This is a genomic window from Acinetobacter sp. ACNIH2 (genome assembly GCF_002934965.1).
Classification (GTDB): Bacteria; Pseudomonadota; Gammaproteobacteria; order Pseudomonadales; family Moraxellaceae; genus Acinetobacter; species Acinetobacter tandoii.
In genome coordinates this window covers 962903-977178 of record NZ_CP026412.1, presented here as the reverse complement: position 1 = coordinate 977178, position 14276 = coordinate 962903, and the positions used below count along the sequence as shown (strand labels likewise).

At 41.7% G+C, this 14276-nt stretch carries 17 protein-coding genes; 9 read left to right on the top strand and 8 right to left on the bottom strand.

The features are described from left to right. The first annotated feature begins 89 nt into the window (after positions 1–89). Entirely contained in the window at positions 90–290 is a 201-nt protein-coding gene (locus C3F34_RS04550; protein WP_104441144.1) for a hypothetical protein, read from the top strand. On the opposite strand, the gene ptsP is transcribed toward C3F34_RS04550, so the two are convergent. Continuing rightward, complete coding sequence (gene ptsP, locus C3F34_RS04545; protein WP_104441143.1) at positions 287–2584, bottom strand: phosphoenolpyruvate--protein phosphotransferase; 2298 nt, start codon at positions 2582–2584, stop codon at positions 287–289. The genes C3F34_RS04550 and ptsP overlap by 4 nt on opposite strands. Positions 2585–2667: 83 nt before the next feature. Beyond that, positions 2668–3150 carry an RNA pyrophosphohydrolase gene (locus tag C3F34_RS04540; protein WP_016168296.1) on the bottom strand — a complete coding sequence of 161 codons (483 nt, stop codon included), beginning with the start codon at positions 3148–3150 and terminating at the stop codon, positions 2668–2670. Positions 3151–3332: 182 nt separating this feature from the next. Between C3F34_RS04540 and C3F34_RS04535 the strand changes: the two genes are divergently transcribed. The 3 genes from C3F34_RS04535 to C3F34_RS04525 all read left to right on the top strand — a co-directional run bounded on the left by C3F34_RS04535 (position 3333) and on the right by C3F34_RS04525 (position 4962). Continuing rightward, positions 3333–3986, top strand: a complete 654-nt coding sequence (locus C3F34_RS04535; RefSeq protein ID WP_104441142.1) for an HAD family hydrolase — start codon at positions 3333–3335, stop codon at positions 3984–3986. A gap of 151 nt (positions 3987–4137) precedes the next feature. After that, complete coding sequence (locus C3F34_RS04530) at positions 4138–4392, top strand: DUF2789 domain-containing protein (RefSeq protein WP_016168294.1); 255 nt, start codon at positions 4138–4140, stop codon at positions 4390–4392. Between the two features lie 63 nt (positions 4393–4455). Beyond that, positions 4456–4962, top strand: coding sequence for a DUF2628 domain-containing protein (locus C3F34_RS04525; RefSeq protein ID WP_104441141.1), 507 nt, complete (start codon positions 4456–4458; stop codon positions 4960–4962). Between the two features lie 58 nt (positions 4963–5020). Here the strand turns inward: C3F34_RS04525 and C3F34_RS04520 are convergent, their stop codons facing one another. Together C3F34_RS04520 and C3F34_RS04515 are read right to left on the bottom strand one after the other, a co-directional pair. After that, positions 5021–5878: a LysR family transcriptional regulator gene (locus C3F34_RS04520; protein WP_104441140.1), complete on the bottom strand. Its 858-nt coding sequence runs from the start codon at positions 5876–5878 to the stop codon at positions 5021–5023. A gap of 123 nt (positions 5879–6001) precedes the next feature. Continuing rightward, positions 6002–6244, bottom strand: a complete 243-nt coding sequence (locus tag C3F34_RS04515; protein WP_104441139.1) for a DUF2061 domain-containing protein — start codon at positions 6242–6244, stop codon at positions 6002–6004. Between the two features lie 227 nt (positions 6245–6471). Here C3F34_RS04515 and leuC point away from each other — a divergent pair, with 227 nt between their 5' ends. The 4 genes from leuC (at position 6472) to leuB (ending at position 10349) form a co-directional block, all read left to right on the top strand. Then, positions 6472–7890 carry a 3-isopropylmalate dehydratase large subunit gene (gene leuC, locus C3F34_RS04510; RefSeq protein ID WP_104441138.1) on the top strand — a complete coding sequence of 473 codons (1419 nt, stop codon included), beginning with the start codon at positions 6472–6474 and terminating at the stop codon, positions 7888–7890. A 21-nt stretch (positions 7891–7911) separates the two neighbouring features. Further along, complete coding sequence (gene leuD, locus C3F34_RS04505; RefSeq protein WP_016168289.1) at positions 7912–8562, top strand: 3-isopropylmalate dehydratase small subunit; 651 nt, start codon at positions 7912–7914, stop codon at positions 8560–8562. A 101-nt stretch (positions 8563–8663) separates the two neighbouring features. Next, positions 8664–9227: a hypothetical protein gene (locus C3F34_RS04500; protein ID WP_104441137.1), complete on the top strand. Its 564-nt coding sequence runs from the start codon at positions 8664–8666 to the stop codon at positions 9225–9227. 42 nt (positions 9228–9269) lie between these two features. After that, positions 9270–10349: a 3-isopropylmalate dehydrogenase gene (gene leuB, locus C3F34_RS04495; protein ID WP_016168287.1), complete on the top strand. Its 1080-nt coding sequence runs from the start codon at positions 9270–9272 to the stop codon at positions 10347–10349. Positions 10350–10413: 64 nt separating this feature from the next. Here the strand turns inward: leuB and C3F34_RS04490 are convergent, their stop codons facing one another. Further along, the gene (locus C3F34_RS04490) at positions 10414–10806 is read right to left on the bottom strand and encodes a hypothetical protein (protein ID WP_052662104.1); all 393 of its coding nucleotides are present in this window, start codon (positions 10804–10806) and stop codon (positions 10414–10416) included. Between the two features lie 141 nt (positions 10807–10947). Then, positions 10948–11169: a translation initiation factor IF-1 gene (infA, locus tag C3F34_RS04485; protein ID WP_001284370.1), complete on the bottom strand. Its 222-nt coding sequence runs from the start codon at positions 11167–11169 to the stop codon at positions 10948–10950. 229 nt (positions 11170–11398) lie between these two features. Here infA and C3F34_RS04480 point away from each other — a divergent pair, with 229 nt between their 5' ends. Next, positions 11399–12406, top strand: a complete 1008-nt coding sequence (locus tag C3F34_RS04480) for an AraC family transcriptional regulator (RefSeq protein ID WP_044740099.1) — start codon at positions 11399–11401, stop codon at positions 12404–12406. Between the two features lie 53 nt (positions 12407–12459). On the opposite strand, the gene truA is transcribed toward C3F34_RS04480, so the two are convergent. Together truA and C3F34_RS04470 are read right to left on the bottom strand one after the other, a co-directional pair. Next, a complete protein-coding gene (gene truA, locus C3F34_RS04475; RefSeq protein WP_104441136.1) occupies positions 12460–13257 on the bottom strand; it encodes a tRNA pseudouridine(38-40) synthase TruA in 798 nt (265 codons plus the stop codon). Positions 13258–13275: 18 nt separating this feature from the next. Further along, positions 13276–14247, bottom strand: coding sequence for an asparaginase domain-containing protein (locus C3F34_RS04470; RefSeq protein WP_104441135.1), 972 nt, complete (start codon positions 14245–14247; stop codon positions 13276–13278). Positions 14248–14276 lie beyond the last annotated feature (29 nt).

Here is a 14276-nt window from a genome sequence, read left to right as displayed (position 1 = left end):
CTGCTTGTAAAATAGTCAGAAAAGCGTATGATCATTTTCCTGCTATAAATGCAGAAAAATTGAAAAGTCTGTATCCAAAAGGTGAAAAAATGGCCAAACAGAAACGACAAGCAGAACTTGTCATACATAACTTTGTGGCAAAACACATGCATGAAGTCAACAAAAGCCAAGTTTTTGTAGATCGAAAGAAAAATGCAAAACGAGGTTATAGCAAACATAAGCAAGGGCGATATTCTGAAGATTATCGCCCTTTTTTATTGCCACTCTTTACGGCAGGATTGGTGTATTAGGCACCTACAATACGGGTACTCGATTTCACCATATCGGCTAAACCGTGAGTTTTGAAATAATATTCCATCCAGCTTTTCACCATGAGTGGATTACTCATTTTTAAAACACGATCGAGTTGTTCTTGAGCATCAGACATCGGAACATGACAAATCGCTTTACGGACACGTAAGATGTTACTTGAACTCATCGACAGTGTATTAAAGCCCATTGCCATAAGCAGAACGGCAGACAGCGGATCGCCAGCCATTTCACCACAAATACTGATAGGCTTATTGTATTTATGGCACTCTTGAACCAAACGCGCTAAAGCTCTTAAAATCGAAGGATGAAAGTGCGAGTAGACATTGGCAACACGAGGATTATTACGGTCAACTGCCAATAAATATTGGGTTAAGTCATTCGAGCCAACCGAAAAGAAATCCACTAATTCCGCAAATTCTTCAATTTGTAGTAGTACACTCGGTACTTCAACCATAATACCAATTTTCGGTTTATTGATTTTAACCTGTTCTTCTTCTTGTACGGCTTGCCAGTCACGATCGAGTAAGTATAGGGCTTCCTCGACTTCACTGACACTGGTCACCATTGGCAATAAAATATGCAGATTATTTAGCCCAATGCTGGCTTTGAGCATGGCACGAATTTGTGAAGAAAAAATTTCGGGATGATCTAAGGTAAAACGGATACCTCGCCAGCCCAAAGCAGAGTTTTCTTCTTCAATCGAGAAGTAAGGTAAATCTTTATCCGCACCAATATCGAGGGTACGCATCACCACAGGTTTGTTGGCAAAGTGGCTGAGCTGCTGACGGTAGATGGCACGTTGTTCCTCTTCCCCAGGGAAGCGGTCACGGAGCATAAAGGGAATTTCAGAGCGATATAAACCTACGCCTTTGGCACCACGTTGTACACCACGCACGACATCAATCATCAGACCTGTATTCACATAAAGAGGTACAGCAACACCATCAGGCGTCATCGCATCTTTGGTCTCATATTGTTTGAGATCTTTGGCAATTTGCTCTTCTTCTTTTTGAATTTCTTTATAGCGGGTACGTAAACGACGTGGCGGATTAATAAATACACGACCCTGATGTGCATCGACTATCATTTCAGCATCATCAAGGGTATTAATTGGTAGTTCAGTTACCCCAACTACGGTTGGAATTCCCAGTGCACGTGCCACAATAACCATGTGTGAATTCATGGCCCCTTCACTGGTTACGATAGCCGCAATTTTGTCGACAGGTAGTTCAACCAGTGCAGCGGTCGAGATTTCCTCACCAATTAAGATGCTTTCATCTGTCAGTTCACGGTGGCTAGAATCGGCTTCTTGTAAAAATGCCAAAATACGTCGGCCTAAATCTTTCAGATCCGCCACACGTTCACGTAAATAGTCATCTTCCATTTGTGCAAATAGCGCAATATGGTTTTCAATTACAATACGGACGGCACCTTGTGCCCAATTACCATCACGAATTTCCGATTTAATTTCAGCAGGAAGGGCATTTTCGTCCAACATGCGCAAGAATACGCTAAACAATGCACGTTCTTCTGCCATTAAGGCATCTTGCATTTTATCGTCTAGCGATTGAATTTCTTCTCGAACAGATTTGAGTGCACTATCTAGTAAAGCCAATTCTTCGCTGATGTCATCTGCTTCACGGTCAGGTACTGCCGATAAATCGGCAGGAGGATATAAAATGACAGCACGACCTAAGGCAATTCCGCCTGAGCCAGACACCCCTTGGAAGGTTTTATAAGCAGGCAGGTTGCTTGGTTTACGGAAGACATCAATATTGCCAACAGCATGTGCGTGTGCAATTACGCCTGAAAGCTGTGCACAGAGGGTGACAAGAAAGGATTCAGCCGCTTCACTAAAATCTTGCTTATCTTTATTTTGGACTACCAATACACCCATCACCTTGCGGCGGTACATGACAGGTACACCAAGGAAAGAATTATAGATTTCTTCCCCAGTTTCTGGCAGGTACATAAAGCGTTCATGCTTGGGTGCATCATCTAAGTTTACGATTTCTTCACGTTGTCCTACCAGACCCACCAAACCTTCACCTGTATGTAAAGAGACATGTCCAACAGATTCTGGGTTTAGACCTTTAGAGGCCATGAGTAGGTAACGTTGGTTACGTTCATCTAAAAGGTAGATCGAGCAGACATCTACATGCATCGCTTCAGCGACCTGATTGACCATAATGTCGAGTGATTCATGCATACTGGTGGACGCATTGATTTCTTGAACAATACGTCTAAGGGTATCCAGTTGCATGTTCGACATAGAGTCTGCTCCCAAAAAAAGTGTAAATTAGTTTTATTTATAGCAATAGTGTCTTAAAAAATCTGCATATTTATACAATTTTTTTAAGGTTTTTTAATCGGTAATTGATTGCACAATTCCACCATAGCTTTACGGTAAACATCTCGCTTGAAATTCACCACCTGTCCTAAAGGATACCAATAGCTAACCCATTGCCATTGGTCGAACTCAGGTGGATCGGACAAATTCAATTGAATATGCTGTACCGAAGCGGTTAACTTGAGTAAAAACCACTTTTGTTTTTGACCTATACACACGGGGTCTGAATCCGCACGTATATACCGATGTGGCAAACGATAGCGCAACCACCCTTTAGTTTGCGCTATGATTTCGACGTGTTCGGGCAGTAAGCCAACTTCTTCTCTCAGCTCACGATAAAGTGCCTGTTCAGGGGTTTCTCCATATTGGATACCTCCTTGTGGAAATTGCCAAGCATTGTGTCCAATGCGTTTTGCCCATAAAACCTGTCCAAAGTCGTTTGCCAAAATGATCCCGACATTGGGTCGGAAACCTTCAGAGTCGATCATTTGGCTACCTAAATTTTGTGTAATATTGTGGCTTCGCGTTCGGGGAGTGTTATTTCTTTATCCAACTCGAACTAAAACAAAGCTAAAATGTTAAAATTGCTATGATCTTAACGAATTTCTATCGACTAGCGGAGATAGATTTACAATTTTTTTCTTAAATTTCAGTTTTTACGAGTATTTTCATGAAATTGGCGCTATTTGATCTCGATCACACCTTACTGAATACCGATTCAGATCATTCTTGGGGAGAGTTTTTAGTCAATGAAGGACTGGTCGACCCCATCCGCCATCGTCAAATGAACGACAAATTTTATGAAGACTATAAGGCAGGGCAATTAGACCCGATAGCTTACAATGAATTTGTATTTGAATTTTTGACCCAACATGACAATCCGTATTTGACCGAATTACATGAATTGTTCATGCAGAAAGTGATTCGTCCTCAAATGCGCCCTGAGGGTTTCGCTGCTATTGAAAAGCATCGTGAAGCAGGCCATGCCTTGGTCGGAATTACTGCCACTTCAGATTTTATTACTGCACCGATTTTTCGTGAATTTGGTATTACTGAAATTATTGCCACCAATGCAGAAGTGGTTGATGGGAAGTACACAGGTAAAGTGATTAATATTCCTTGCTACCAAAAAGGCAAATTGGCGCGTCTAGATTTATGGTTGGCAGGTCGTGAGGTGAGTGAGTCTTGGGCTTATTCAGACTCCATCAATGACCGTTTTTTATTGGAATATGCAGACCACGCCATTGCCGTCAATCCAGATGATCGCTTAGAAGTCTTGGCGAAAGAACTGGGTTGGGATATTCAAGACTGGTCGATTGTCTAAATCATTATCATCAGACATTGATGCTAAACAGCAGCGGTTGACTGAAATCTGCCTCTGCTTTTTTTGTATTCATGTTAAAGATATTTAACAGTTTTAAGCTGTTTAAGTTGTTATGCTGGTCTAGAAAATAAGAAAATTTAAGGACATGAACATGAATCAAGTTCGACCAAGAATGACACATTTATTTGAACAACTCGGTTTAGATGCGAGTGAAGACGCAATAGCGTTATTTATAGTGACCCATCAACTAAATGCACAGACACATATTGTACAGGCAGATTATTGGAGCGAAGCGCAACGTCAATTTTTAGAAGAAAAAATTCAGTCTGATGGCGAATGGGCGATTGTCGTGGATCAGTTGAATGAATCCTTGCATGAAGAGTCGGTGATAAAAAATAAGATATAATTAAGTTGTGGCGATGAAAATTCTTTACGCCACACAATAAATGAATAAATTAAGAAGAAACATATGTCTTTAGATCAACAATTTGTTTTACCCTCGGCATCCTTAGATAATTCGAATTCAATCTATCAACTCGAGCAAGATCGAGCCATGTTTGTTGGTGCGAAATATCAATCTTATTATCAAAAAAAGTTTGAAAAAATCACCCCAAAGAAACAGTATGCAGGTTTTAATATTGCGGCCTTTTTCTTGGGGGTGATTTGGTTATTTTACCGAAAAATGTATAGCTATGGCTTTATGGCAATCGCTTTGATTCTTGCGATTGGGGTGATCGAAACACTCTTGGGGATTGAAGGTTCTGGTTCAACGATTGGCTTAAGTGTGGCATTCGGTATGTTTGGAAATACTTTGTATAAGTATTATGTGGATAAGCAGATTGCCAAGATACGACAGTTAGGCAACGCTGACATCAGCACTGAATTAGAAAACCGTGGTGGAACCAATTTCATTGCTGGTTTAATTCTGTTTTTGATGGTACTGGGGCTGATTGCGCTTCAAATCTTTGCATCTTAATACAGGGTTAAGATAAAAAAAGCCATCCTTAAAGATGGCTTTTTATCATTTTAGAATTTTATTTCATCATTTCAATCAGTTCTAACACTGCTTTTGACTGTGTCCGCCCAGGGTGCCAAACCATACCCAATTGACGATTCATTTCAAAACGAATGTCGAGTTGCTGTAAATCTTGATTGAGTAAAGTTTGTGGTAAGACAGACCACCCCAGACCAATTGAAACCAACATTCGAATAGATTCTAGTGGGTTATTGCTCATGGTAATTTTAGGCTTTAACCCCTGTTTTTCAAATTCAGCCAAGGTTATTTGGCTAGTATAAGTTTGGGCAGAGGGCAAAAGACTAGGATAGGCAATCAAATCTTCCAATTTCAGATTTTTCTTTTGAGCCAAAGGATGAAAGGGGGCAGCAACAAACACCAGAGGATCATTCCAAATGGTGACATAATTGAGTCGATCATCACCTTGTGGAGGCAGTGTCAGAAAAGCCAGTTCTAAATCACCTGCAAGGACTTGTTCATGTGCTTGTTCAGAATCGACAAAATGTACATCCAAGGTGACTTGTGGAAATTGTTGTACATAATTGCGTAAATGATGAGGGAGATGATGCAGACCAATATGGTGACTGGTGCCAATCTTGAGTTTACCTTGTACCTGTCGTTGTTCATGGCTCAGGGTATGGTGAATATCGCCGAGTTCATTTAGCCAGTTTTTAACTTTCGGTAATAAAGAATGTGCGGCATGGGTCGCTTGAACGCCACGTCCTGCCGATTCAAATAATTTCACCCCAAAATAATCTTCTAAACTATGAATACGTTTGGTGACCGCAGGTTGGGTAATGAACAGTTGGTCTGCTGCCAAAGAAATTGAACCTGTTTCCATGACTTTTACAAATGCTTCAAAGGCAGCCAGATTCATAGAAATAATCCATAAAGTTTTTTTATATGTAATCTATTATTTAGAAACTTTTAGAATTTATCAAATAAAAAAAGCACCCGTAGTCCGAGTGCAAAGAGGGAAGCATGCTCAAGTTCATATAAATTAGACTGAATTTTTTGGAACTAGTGTGCTTTGATCGTCACTTTTATCCCAGACTTTTTCGTGGAAGAAAAAGGCAAATGCTTGAACCGTTGGTTCGAGTAAACTTAAAGTGATGGCCATGATCAGGCTACCAGTCACAAAGTATCCGACCAACATCGCGACACTTATATGCATAATGTAGTAACTAAGGGTTTTCTTTAAAGTGCGTTGGTTGTGTTGAACAAAATGATAAAGATGTGCCATAAGTCGTGCCTTGAGCTGCGAGGTTTGTTTGAATGATAATGATATTTATTAAATCAGTAAAAACGAATATATTTTTTAAATTAATCGAATAATTAGATGATGAGTCGACATTTAAATTATTCCAAAAAGTTTTTAAATTTATAAAAATGATAAATTAGATTTATATTATTTCAGCGTTATAATCACCTAAAGTAAAGCAATTACCCAGTTCTATGGAGCGCGTCGACATGGCAGGCAAAACCTTATATGACAAATTGTGGGATGACCACTTAGTAAAACAACGTGATGATGGTTCGTGCTTACTTTATATCGACCGTCATTTATTGCATGAAGTGACTTCACCGCAAGCCTTTGAAGGTTTACAACTTGCTGGGCGTCAACCTTGGCGTTTAAGTGCGAATGTCGCGACTCCTGATCATAATGTACCCACCTCAAAGAAAGAGCGTGAGCAAGGTATTGCAGGGATTGAAGATGACACTTCACGGATTCAAGTGCAAACTTTGGATGATAACTGTGAAGCTTTTAATATTGTTGAATTTAAAATTAATGATATCCGTCAAGGGATTGCACATGTCGTTGGACCCGAACAAGGTTTAACTTTACCCGGTATGACGGTGGTATGTGGAGATTCACATACGGCAACACATGGTGCTTTTGGCTGTTTGGCACATGGGATTGGCACTTCAGAAGTTGAACATGTATTGGCAACCCAATGCTTGGTTCAAAAGAAAATGAAGAACATGTTGGTTCGCGTGGATGGTACTTTAGGCCAAGGTGTTACACCAAAAGATGTGGTGTTAGCGATCATTGGTAAAATTGGCACAGCGGGTGGTACAGGTTACGCGATTGAATTTGGTGGTCAGGTATTCCGTGACATGTCGATTGAAGGCCGTATGACCGTGTGTAACATGGCGATTGAGGCGGGTGCACGTGTGGGTATGGTTGCTGTTGATGACAAAACCATTGCCTATGTGAAAGACCGTCCTTATGCACCAAAAGCGGAACAGTGGGATGCTGCGGTTGAGTATTGGAATACTTTACATTCTGATCCCGATGCCGAATTTGATACCGTCGTGGTATTGCAAGGCGAAGAGATTGAGCCACAAGTGTCTTGGGGAACTTCTCCAGAAATGGTGATTCCAGTATCACAAGCGGTACCAACTTTGGCACAAGCGAAAGATGATGTGCAGCGCAATGACTGGACACGCGCTTATAACTACATGGGCTTAGAAGCAGGTCAAGCATTGTCTGATATTCAAGTGGATCGTGTATTTATTGGTTCATGCACCAATTCACGAATTGAAGACATTCGTGCAGCGGCAGAAGTGGTAAAAGGTCGTAAAGTTGCTGCTAGCATTAAACAAGCGATGGTGGTTCCGGGTTCTGGTTTAGTCAAAAAACAAGCTGAAGAAGAAGGTTTAGATCAGGTTTTTCTTGAGGCAGGTTTTGAATGGCGTGAACCAGGTTGCTCAATGTGTTTGGCGATGAATGCTGATAAATTACAGCCGGGTGAACACTGTGCTTCGACTTCAAACCGAAACTTTGAAGGTCGTCAGGGCAATGGCGGTCGTACGCACTTGGTGAGTCCAGCAATGGCAGCCGCTGCGGCAATTGCAGGTCATTTTGTTGATGTTCGTACATTCTAATTGGACTAAGGGGAGCAAAACATGAAAGCTTATACCGTTGAACAAGGTATTGTTGCACCATTAGACCGTGCCAATGTCGATACAGATTTAATTATTCCAAAGCAGTTTTTAAAATCAATTAAACGCACAGGTTTTGGTGATAATTTATTTGATGAATTACGTTATTTAGATGAAGGCTATCCAGGACAAGACAATTCTAAACGTCCGAAAAACCCAGATTTCATCTTAAATCAACCGCGTTACCAAGGTGCTTCGGTTCTCATTTCACGTGCCAATTTTGGTTGTGGGTCTAGCCGTGAGCATGCACCTTGGGCATTGGAAGAATATGGTTTCCGTACCGTGATCGCACCAAGTTATGCTGACATTTTCTTTAATAACAGCTTTAAAAATGGCATGTTACCTGTGATTCTCTCTGAAGAGATTGTGGATCAGTTATTTAAAGAATGTTTTGCGACCGAAGGCTACCAGCTCACGATTGATTTAGATGCACAAGAAGTTCGTACACCTTCAGGTGAAGCGTTCAAATTTGAAGTTGATCCTTTCCGTAAGCATTGCTTATTGAATGGTTTGGATGACATTGGTTTAACTTTACAAGCACAAGAGGACATCCGTGCTTATGAAGCGAAAACTAAACAATCACGACCTTGGGTTTTTCAAGAAATTCAAGGCTAAAGGTTGCATATTTAGTCATGACAACACCGCCCAACTCTTGCTAACATCAGGGGCATCATCAACATGATAAATGCTTTATTACGCAAGGTTGGGCTAGCAAAATGACGAAAGTTTTCGGTCAATGTGTCGTTGCGGGATTGTTGTGCAGCGCACTGAGTGCATGTCAGTGGGTAGATAGTGCACGTATTAAGCAAGTGGAATATACCGAAAGCCCATCATCAAATGCTTTGATTTATTGTTCTGGAACACACAATTGTGAATTCGAGCGTTTAGGCAATATTTTTATTGTCGATGAGCGAACCCATCGGGTCAATCCTGAGGCAATTAATAAAGGTCTAGTGCGTTTGCAGGCAAAAACCTTGAATAAGCCGAATGCTTTGTATTTATCTGCACCTGCGAAACAACAAGAGTTGGTGATTCGATTTTATCCGATTTCACCCGATCGGGCAGAAACTTTACATGTGATTCATGCCTTTAAAGCCAAACAAACTTATACCTTTAAAATGTATCGCAATCGGACTCGGCAACATGTCAGTTTATTAAATGCTTCTGCTCCAGATCCGCTATGTGTCGATTTGCAGCAAGAACAAAAAACAATTCGTCGCTTTTGCAGACCCTATGACCCGCAAACAGGGTTAGGTGAGTTTGTAGAGCAAAAAATTTAATCTCTAAACAGTCCTAGTACTGATGAAATAATGGAAGTTCTCATGTCTAAACAAATTTTGATTTTGGCGGGTGATGGTATCGGTCCTGAAATTGTCAAGGCCGCGGAGCATGTACTCGATCGAGTCAATGAAAAATTTAATTTAGGTCTCACATGGGAACATGGCCTATTGGGTGGTGCAGCAATTGATGCGCATGGTGAACCATACCCAGCGGTAACTGCGGAACAAGCAAAAAAAGCCGATGCAATTTTGTTAGGTGCTGTGGGCGGTCCAAAATGGGATACAATTGAGCGCTCAATACGTCCAGAACGCGGTTTATTAAAAATCCGTAGTGAATTGAATTTATTTGCAAATTTACGTCCTGCGATTCTTTACCCACAATTGGCAGATGCATCGAGCTTAAAACCTGAAATTGTGGCAGGTTTAGATATCTTAATCGTGCGTGAATTAACGGGTGGTATCTATTTTGGTCAGCCACGTGGTATTCGTGAACTCGAAAATGGTGAGAAGCAAGGCTTTAACACTGATGTATATTCAGAGTCAGAAATTAAGCGTATTGCTAAAGTTGCTTTTGAATTGGCAGGTTTACGCGGTGGTAAAGTTTGTTCAGTGGATAAAGCCAACGTACTTGAAGTGACTGAACTTTGGAAGCAAACCGTTACTGCATTAAAAGAAGAGCAATACCCTGAGATTAATTTGTCACACATGTATGTCGACAATGCAGCCATGCAGTTGGTACGTGCGCCTAAGCAGTTTGATGTGATTGTAACGGGCAACTTGTTCGGTGATATCCTTTCTGATGAAGCCGCAATGTTAACTGGTTCAATCGGTATGTTGCCATCTGCTTCCTTAGATGAAAATGGTAAGGGTATGTATGAGCCATGTCATGGTTCGGCACCAGATATCGCTGGTCAGAACGTCGCGAACCCATTGGCAACTATTTTGTCGGTTGCCATGATGTTGCGCTATACCTTCCGTGAAGAAGCGGCTGCACAAGCCATTGAAGACGCAGTAGGGCAAGTTTTGGATCAGGGTTTACGTACTGCTGACATTATGTCAGACGGGATGAATAAGGTAGGTACAGTTGAAATGGGACAAGCGGTAGTTGCTGCACTCGCATAATCTCCCTATCATGTAAAAAAAACGCAGCCATCGCTGCGTTTTTTATGGGGTAATCGGAATTCATCTAACACGTACCTTGGCTAACTTGTACAGAAGTTGCTCTGTTCTCTTTCAGTTGAAAGCGGATTATGCAGGAAAGCTCGGTGGAATATTGCTGTGAACTGTTACTAGGAACGTAAATTGGCGCTTGCCCTGAGTTATTCGGAGCTTGAGGGATTGGAAGAGGAATGCTCATTTTGCGAGGAATACGATAGATCAGGACATTTTGATCGTGTTTGATTAGTTGAGCTGGGGTGTAACCTAAAGCGCTCAGATCAAGTGTTTGTTGAATGCTTTGGCTAGATTGCCCGATGTAGTGCTGTAAATACTGTTCAAGTTGTACGTTTGAGGGTAGGGATGTTGTGCAGGCTGCTAGAAAGAAGCAGAGACTCATTAGAGTGTGTCGCATCAGCTTCATAGGTCTATCCTATGCGGTTGATCATCTTTTTATTATAAGCATACATGGTTGATGAAATTGCAGAACTCGATAAATGGCATCTTACCTGCATTTAGACAACAAAAAAGCCACATCATGTGTGGCTTCATTTGCATTCACTAATTAGCGTGCACGGTACGTGATACGACCTTTAGTGAGGTCATAAGGGGTCATTTCTACCTTCACACTGTCGCCAGTCAAAATGCGGATATAGTGTTTACGCATTTTACCAGAAATGTGGGCAATTACTTCGTGACCGTTTTCTAAACGTACACGGAACATCGTATTAGGAAGCGTTTCGGTGACAACGCCTTCGAACTCAATGAGTTCCTCTTTATTGGCCATAGCCTACCTGATGATCAAATTGGAAAGGGGCAAATTATAGTCAATTTTTTATAAAAAATCAAGAATCAAACCCCTGCGAGTGAGTTAGCTGGCAGTAAATTAAGCGAACTGGTGGTTTCAAAAAATTCCTGAAAAATTTGACTATAGATGTTGTCAGTTTGGTCAATCGCAGTTAATCTAAATTTATTGTTTTAGGTATAAATGAATCACATACAAGGAAGGTCATTGCGTGGGTCAGCTAACGGATGCATCGGTTGTACTACGATTGGGCTATCAGGCGATTCGTCGTTCAGGATTACCAACCGAAGAAATTTTAACAAAAGCGGGGGTGGCCTTAAATCAAGTTCAGGCCAATGATCGTACCCCATTAAATGCACAGTTTGCTTTTTGGACAGCAGCCGAAGATGTCAGTAAGGACCCTGATATCGGTTTGCATTTGGGTGAGCATTTGCCTTTATATCGTGGGCAGGTGATTGAACACTTATTTATTAGCAGTGAAAATTTTGGTGAAGGACTTAAGCGTGCTCTGGCCTATCAGCGTTTAATTAGCGATGCCTTTCATGCCCGTTTGATTGTTGAAGACGATCGTTGTTATTTGACCAATGGTGAACAACCGTGGGCAGAAAATTTAATTAATCGTCATTTCTCTGAATGTGCCATGTCAGGGATCCTGCGCTTCTTTAAGTTTATTACAGAAGGGCGTTTTCAGCCGTTGTATATCGACTTTAACTTTTCTCAAGGTGCGCCAGATGACGAATATTTCCGTGTCTTTGAATGCCCTGTGAGCTTGGGGCAAAAAGAAACGCGGCTGTATTTTGATCCAGCGATTTTGGATTATCCGTTGTGGCAAGCTGAGCCTGAGTTATTGCAATTGCATGAGCAACTGGCAATTGAAAAACTACAAGAGCTAGCACGTTATGACTTGGTAGGCGAAGTGCGCCGTGCGATTGGTTCAACGTTAGAAAGCGGTGAAACGACTTTAGAAACGGTTGCAGCACATTTAAATATTACGCCACGTCGTTTACGCACTCAACTGAGCGAAGCGAATACCAGTTTTCAGCAGATTCTTTCTGATTATCGATGCCGCTTGGCTAAGAAATTGTTAGCAAATACCAGTGAAAGTGTAGAGCGAATTGTCTATTTAACAGGTTTTTCAGAGCCGAGCACGTTTTATCGTGCATTTAAGCGTTGGACCAATGAAACGCCTGTTGAATATCGCAAGCGTAAACAACGTTAATCTAAAAGTTAAAAAACCTCCCATGTGGAGGTTTTTTTATTATGCGTGTCACATTAATCTGGCATGTTTAACCAATGCGGACCTAAAGGCACTTTGGGTAAATCGAACTGCGCTGGATAGTCGGCATGAATAAAATATAAACCATCGGGTGGGGCTGTTACGCCTGCCGCTTTACGATCTTGTGCCGCAAAAATTTGGTCAATATGGTCAATATGGTACATACCTTGTCCAATTTCCAGCAAACAGCCCATAATATTACGCACCATATGGTGTAAGAAGCCATCGGCTTGAATATCAAGCACTAAATAAGCACCATGTCGAACTAAGCGACAATGACTCACATGGCGCACAGGTTGATTGGACTGACAAGCCGCAGCACGAAAACTCTCAAAATTATGCGTACCTTCAAACTTTTTTGCAGCCGCAATCATCTTGTCTACATCGAGTGTGTAGTGAGCATGAGTCACTTGTTTATGCAGTAAAGCTGGGCGTTGTGGATGGTTATAGACCACATAGCGATAACGACGCGCTTGAGCCTTGAAACGGGCATGAAACTCATGATCCATCTCCTTAATCCACTGGATGGCAATATCTTTAGGCAGTTGACTATTGGCACCCATGAGCCAGCCGCGTAAGGGTCTAATGGCATGCGTATCGAAATGCGCCACCATATTGGTTGCATGTACACCTGCATCGGTACGGCCTGCACCATGTAGCAAAATCGGTTCGGCTGCGATTTTACTCAAGACAGTTTCAAGCGTTTCTTGCACACTAATTACACCCGCTTGTTGGGTTTGCCAACCTCGATAACGTGCGCCTGAAAATTCGATGCCAATGGCAAAGCGTTGCATAGATCTATTTACCTTTGATTAAACCGAGTCATGCCAGTGGCTAAAGCATTGATCAATGGAATCATGCTTCAGATACATCAACAGTGCTTTGGCATATAAATCAGCATGGCTGATACAATCACTCACCATCACGCCTGCTTCCTGAATCCAACTGCTAATCGCATAGCGTTGGTCGGTTTTGCCAAAGCTGACCTGAGTGGTAAGTAACACCATACATCCTTGCTGGCGAAGCTGTTGAAAGAGTGCTATACATGCGGCATTGACTGCCAGATTGCCCGTACCAAACCCTTGCAAAATAAGAAACTGAGGAGGATGCTGCGCGATAGTTTGTAGATTCAGTAATTGCTGATCTAGAGCAATTGGCTGCATCATTAAATTTAGACAATTGAACTGATCTGCTTTGATTAGATCTTCTGCTTTTACTAAATACGCTGGGCTGGGGTGAGAAAGTTCCTGTTGGCTATTTAAACCAGCAAAGGCATCTAATTCCGTGGTGTGTTGCTTTAATACACTGCGTCCATGTAACAGCTGTTGATGGAAGGCAAGATACACGCCAACAGGTTGGGTGTGAACCGCATGCAGTGCGAAATTCAGGTTGTCGATAGCATCAGTAAATTCACGTGTGTCGCTGCCCTCAACATTGAGTAAAGGGTATTGACTACCTGTGAGTACGACATGTGCAGATTGACCTAAAAATCTGGAGAGAATTGCACTGGCGTAGCTGAGAGTGTCCGTACCATGAATAATGACAAAATGCTGGAATTGTTGTAATTGCAGTTGTTGTATAAATTGAACCAATTGCAACCAATCAGCAGGTGTACAGGCACTACTGTCTTTAATGACAGGTGCAACCATGCATTCAATAGACAGATCTAGTGGTAAAACCTTCTCTAGCTGTGGCAGAAACGCTGCTGCAGGCATTGGGCTAAGGGGTTCACCTACACAGCCAAAGGTACCACCCATATAAATCAAAGCAATTTTTTTCATCATAAAAAAAGCAGTCAAGTATGACTGCTTTA

What these genes read in the sequence shown, in the direction of transcription:
- C3F34_RS04530 (WP_016168294.1), top strand. Translation starts at nt 4,138, where the DNA reads ATGAATCAAGTTCGACCAAGAATGACACATTTATTTGAACAACTCGGT.
- ptsP (WP_104441143.1), bottom strand. Translation starts at nt 2,584, where the DNA reads ATGTCGAACATGCAACTGGATACCCTTAGACGTATTGTTCAAGAAATC.
- leuC (WP_104441138.1), top strand. Translation starts at nt 6,472, where the DNA reads ATGGCAGGCAAAACCTTATATGACAAATTGTGGGATGACCACTTAGTA.
- C3F34_RS04490 (WP_052662104.1), bottom strand. Translation starts at nt 10,806, where the DNA reads ATGAAGCTGATGCGACACACTCTAATGAGTCTCTGCTTCTTTCTAGCA.
- infA (WP_001284370.1), bottom strand. Translation starts at nt 11,169, where the DNA reads ATGGCCAATAAAGAGGAACTCATTGAGTTCGAAGGCGTTGTCACCGAA.
- C3F34_RS04515 (WP_104441139.1), bottom strand. Translation starts at nt 6,244, where the DNA reads ATGGCACATCTTTATCATTTTGTTCAACACAACCAACGCACTTTAAAG.
- C3F34_RS04500 (WP_104441137.1), top strand. Translation starts at nt 8,664, where the DNA reads ATGACGAAAGTTTTCGGTCAATGTGTCGTTGCGGGATTGTTGTGCAGC.
- leuD (WP_016168289.1), top strand. Translation starts at nt 7,912, where the DNA reads ATGAAAGCTTATACCGTTGAACAAGGTATTGTTGCACCATTAGACCGT.
- C3F34_RS04535 (WP_104441142.1), top strand. Translation starts at nt 3,333, where the DNA reads ATGAAATTGGCGCTATTTGATCTCGATCACACCTTACTGAATACCGAT.
- C3F34_RS04520 (WP_104441140.1), bottom strand. Translation starts at nt 5,878, where the DNA reads ATGAATCTGGCTGCCTTTGAAGCATTTGTAAAAGTCATGGAAACAGGT.
- truA (WP_104441136.1), bottom strand. Translation starts at nt 13,257, where the DNA reads ATGCAACGCTTTGCCATTGGCATCGAATTTTCAGGCGCACGTTATCGA.
- leuB (WP_016168287.1), top strand. Translation starts at nt 9,270, where the DNA reads ATGTCTAAACAAATTTTGATTTTGGCGGGTGATGGTATCGGTCCTGAA.
- C3F34_RS04550 (WP_104441144.1), top strand. Translation starts at nt 90, where the DNA reads ATGGCCAAACAGAAACGACAAGCAGAACTTGTCATACATAACTTTGTG.
- C3F34_RS04540 (WP_016168296.1), bottom strand. Translation starts at nt 3,150, where the DNA reads ATGATCGACTCTGAAGGTTTCCGACCCAATGTCGGGATCATTTTGGCA.
- C3F34_RS04525 (WP_104441141.1), top strand. Translation starts at nt 4,456, where the DNA reads ATGTCTTTAGATCAACAATTTGTTTTACCCTCGGCATCCTTAGATAAT.
- C3F34_RS04470 (WP_104441135.1), bottom strand. Translation starts at nt 14,247, where the DNA reads ATGATGAAAAAAATTGCTTTGATTTATATGGGTGGTACCTTTGGCTGT.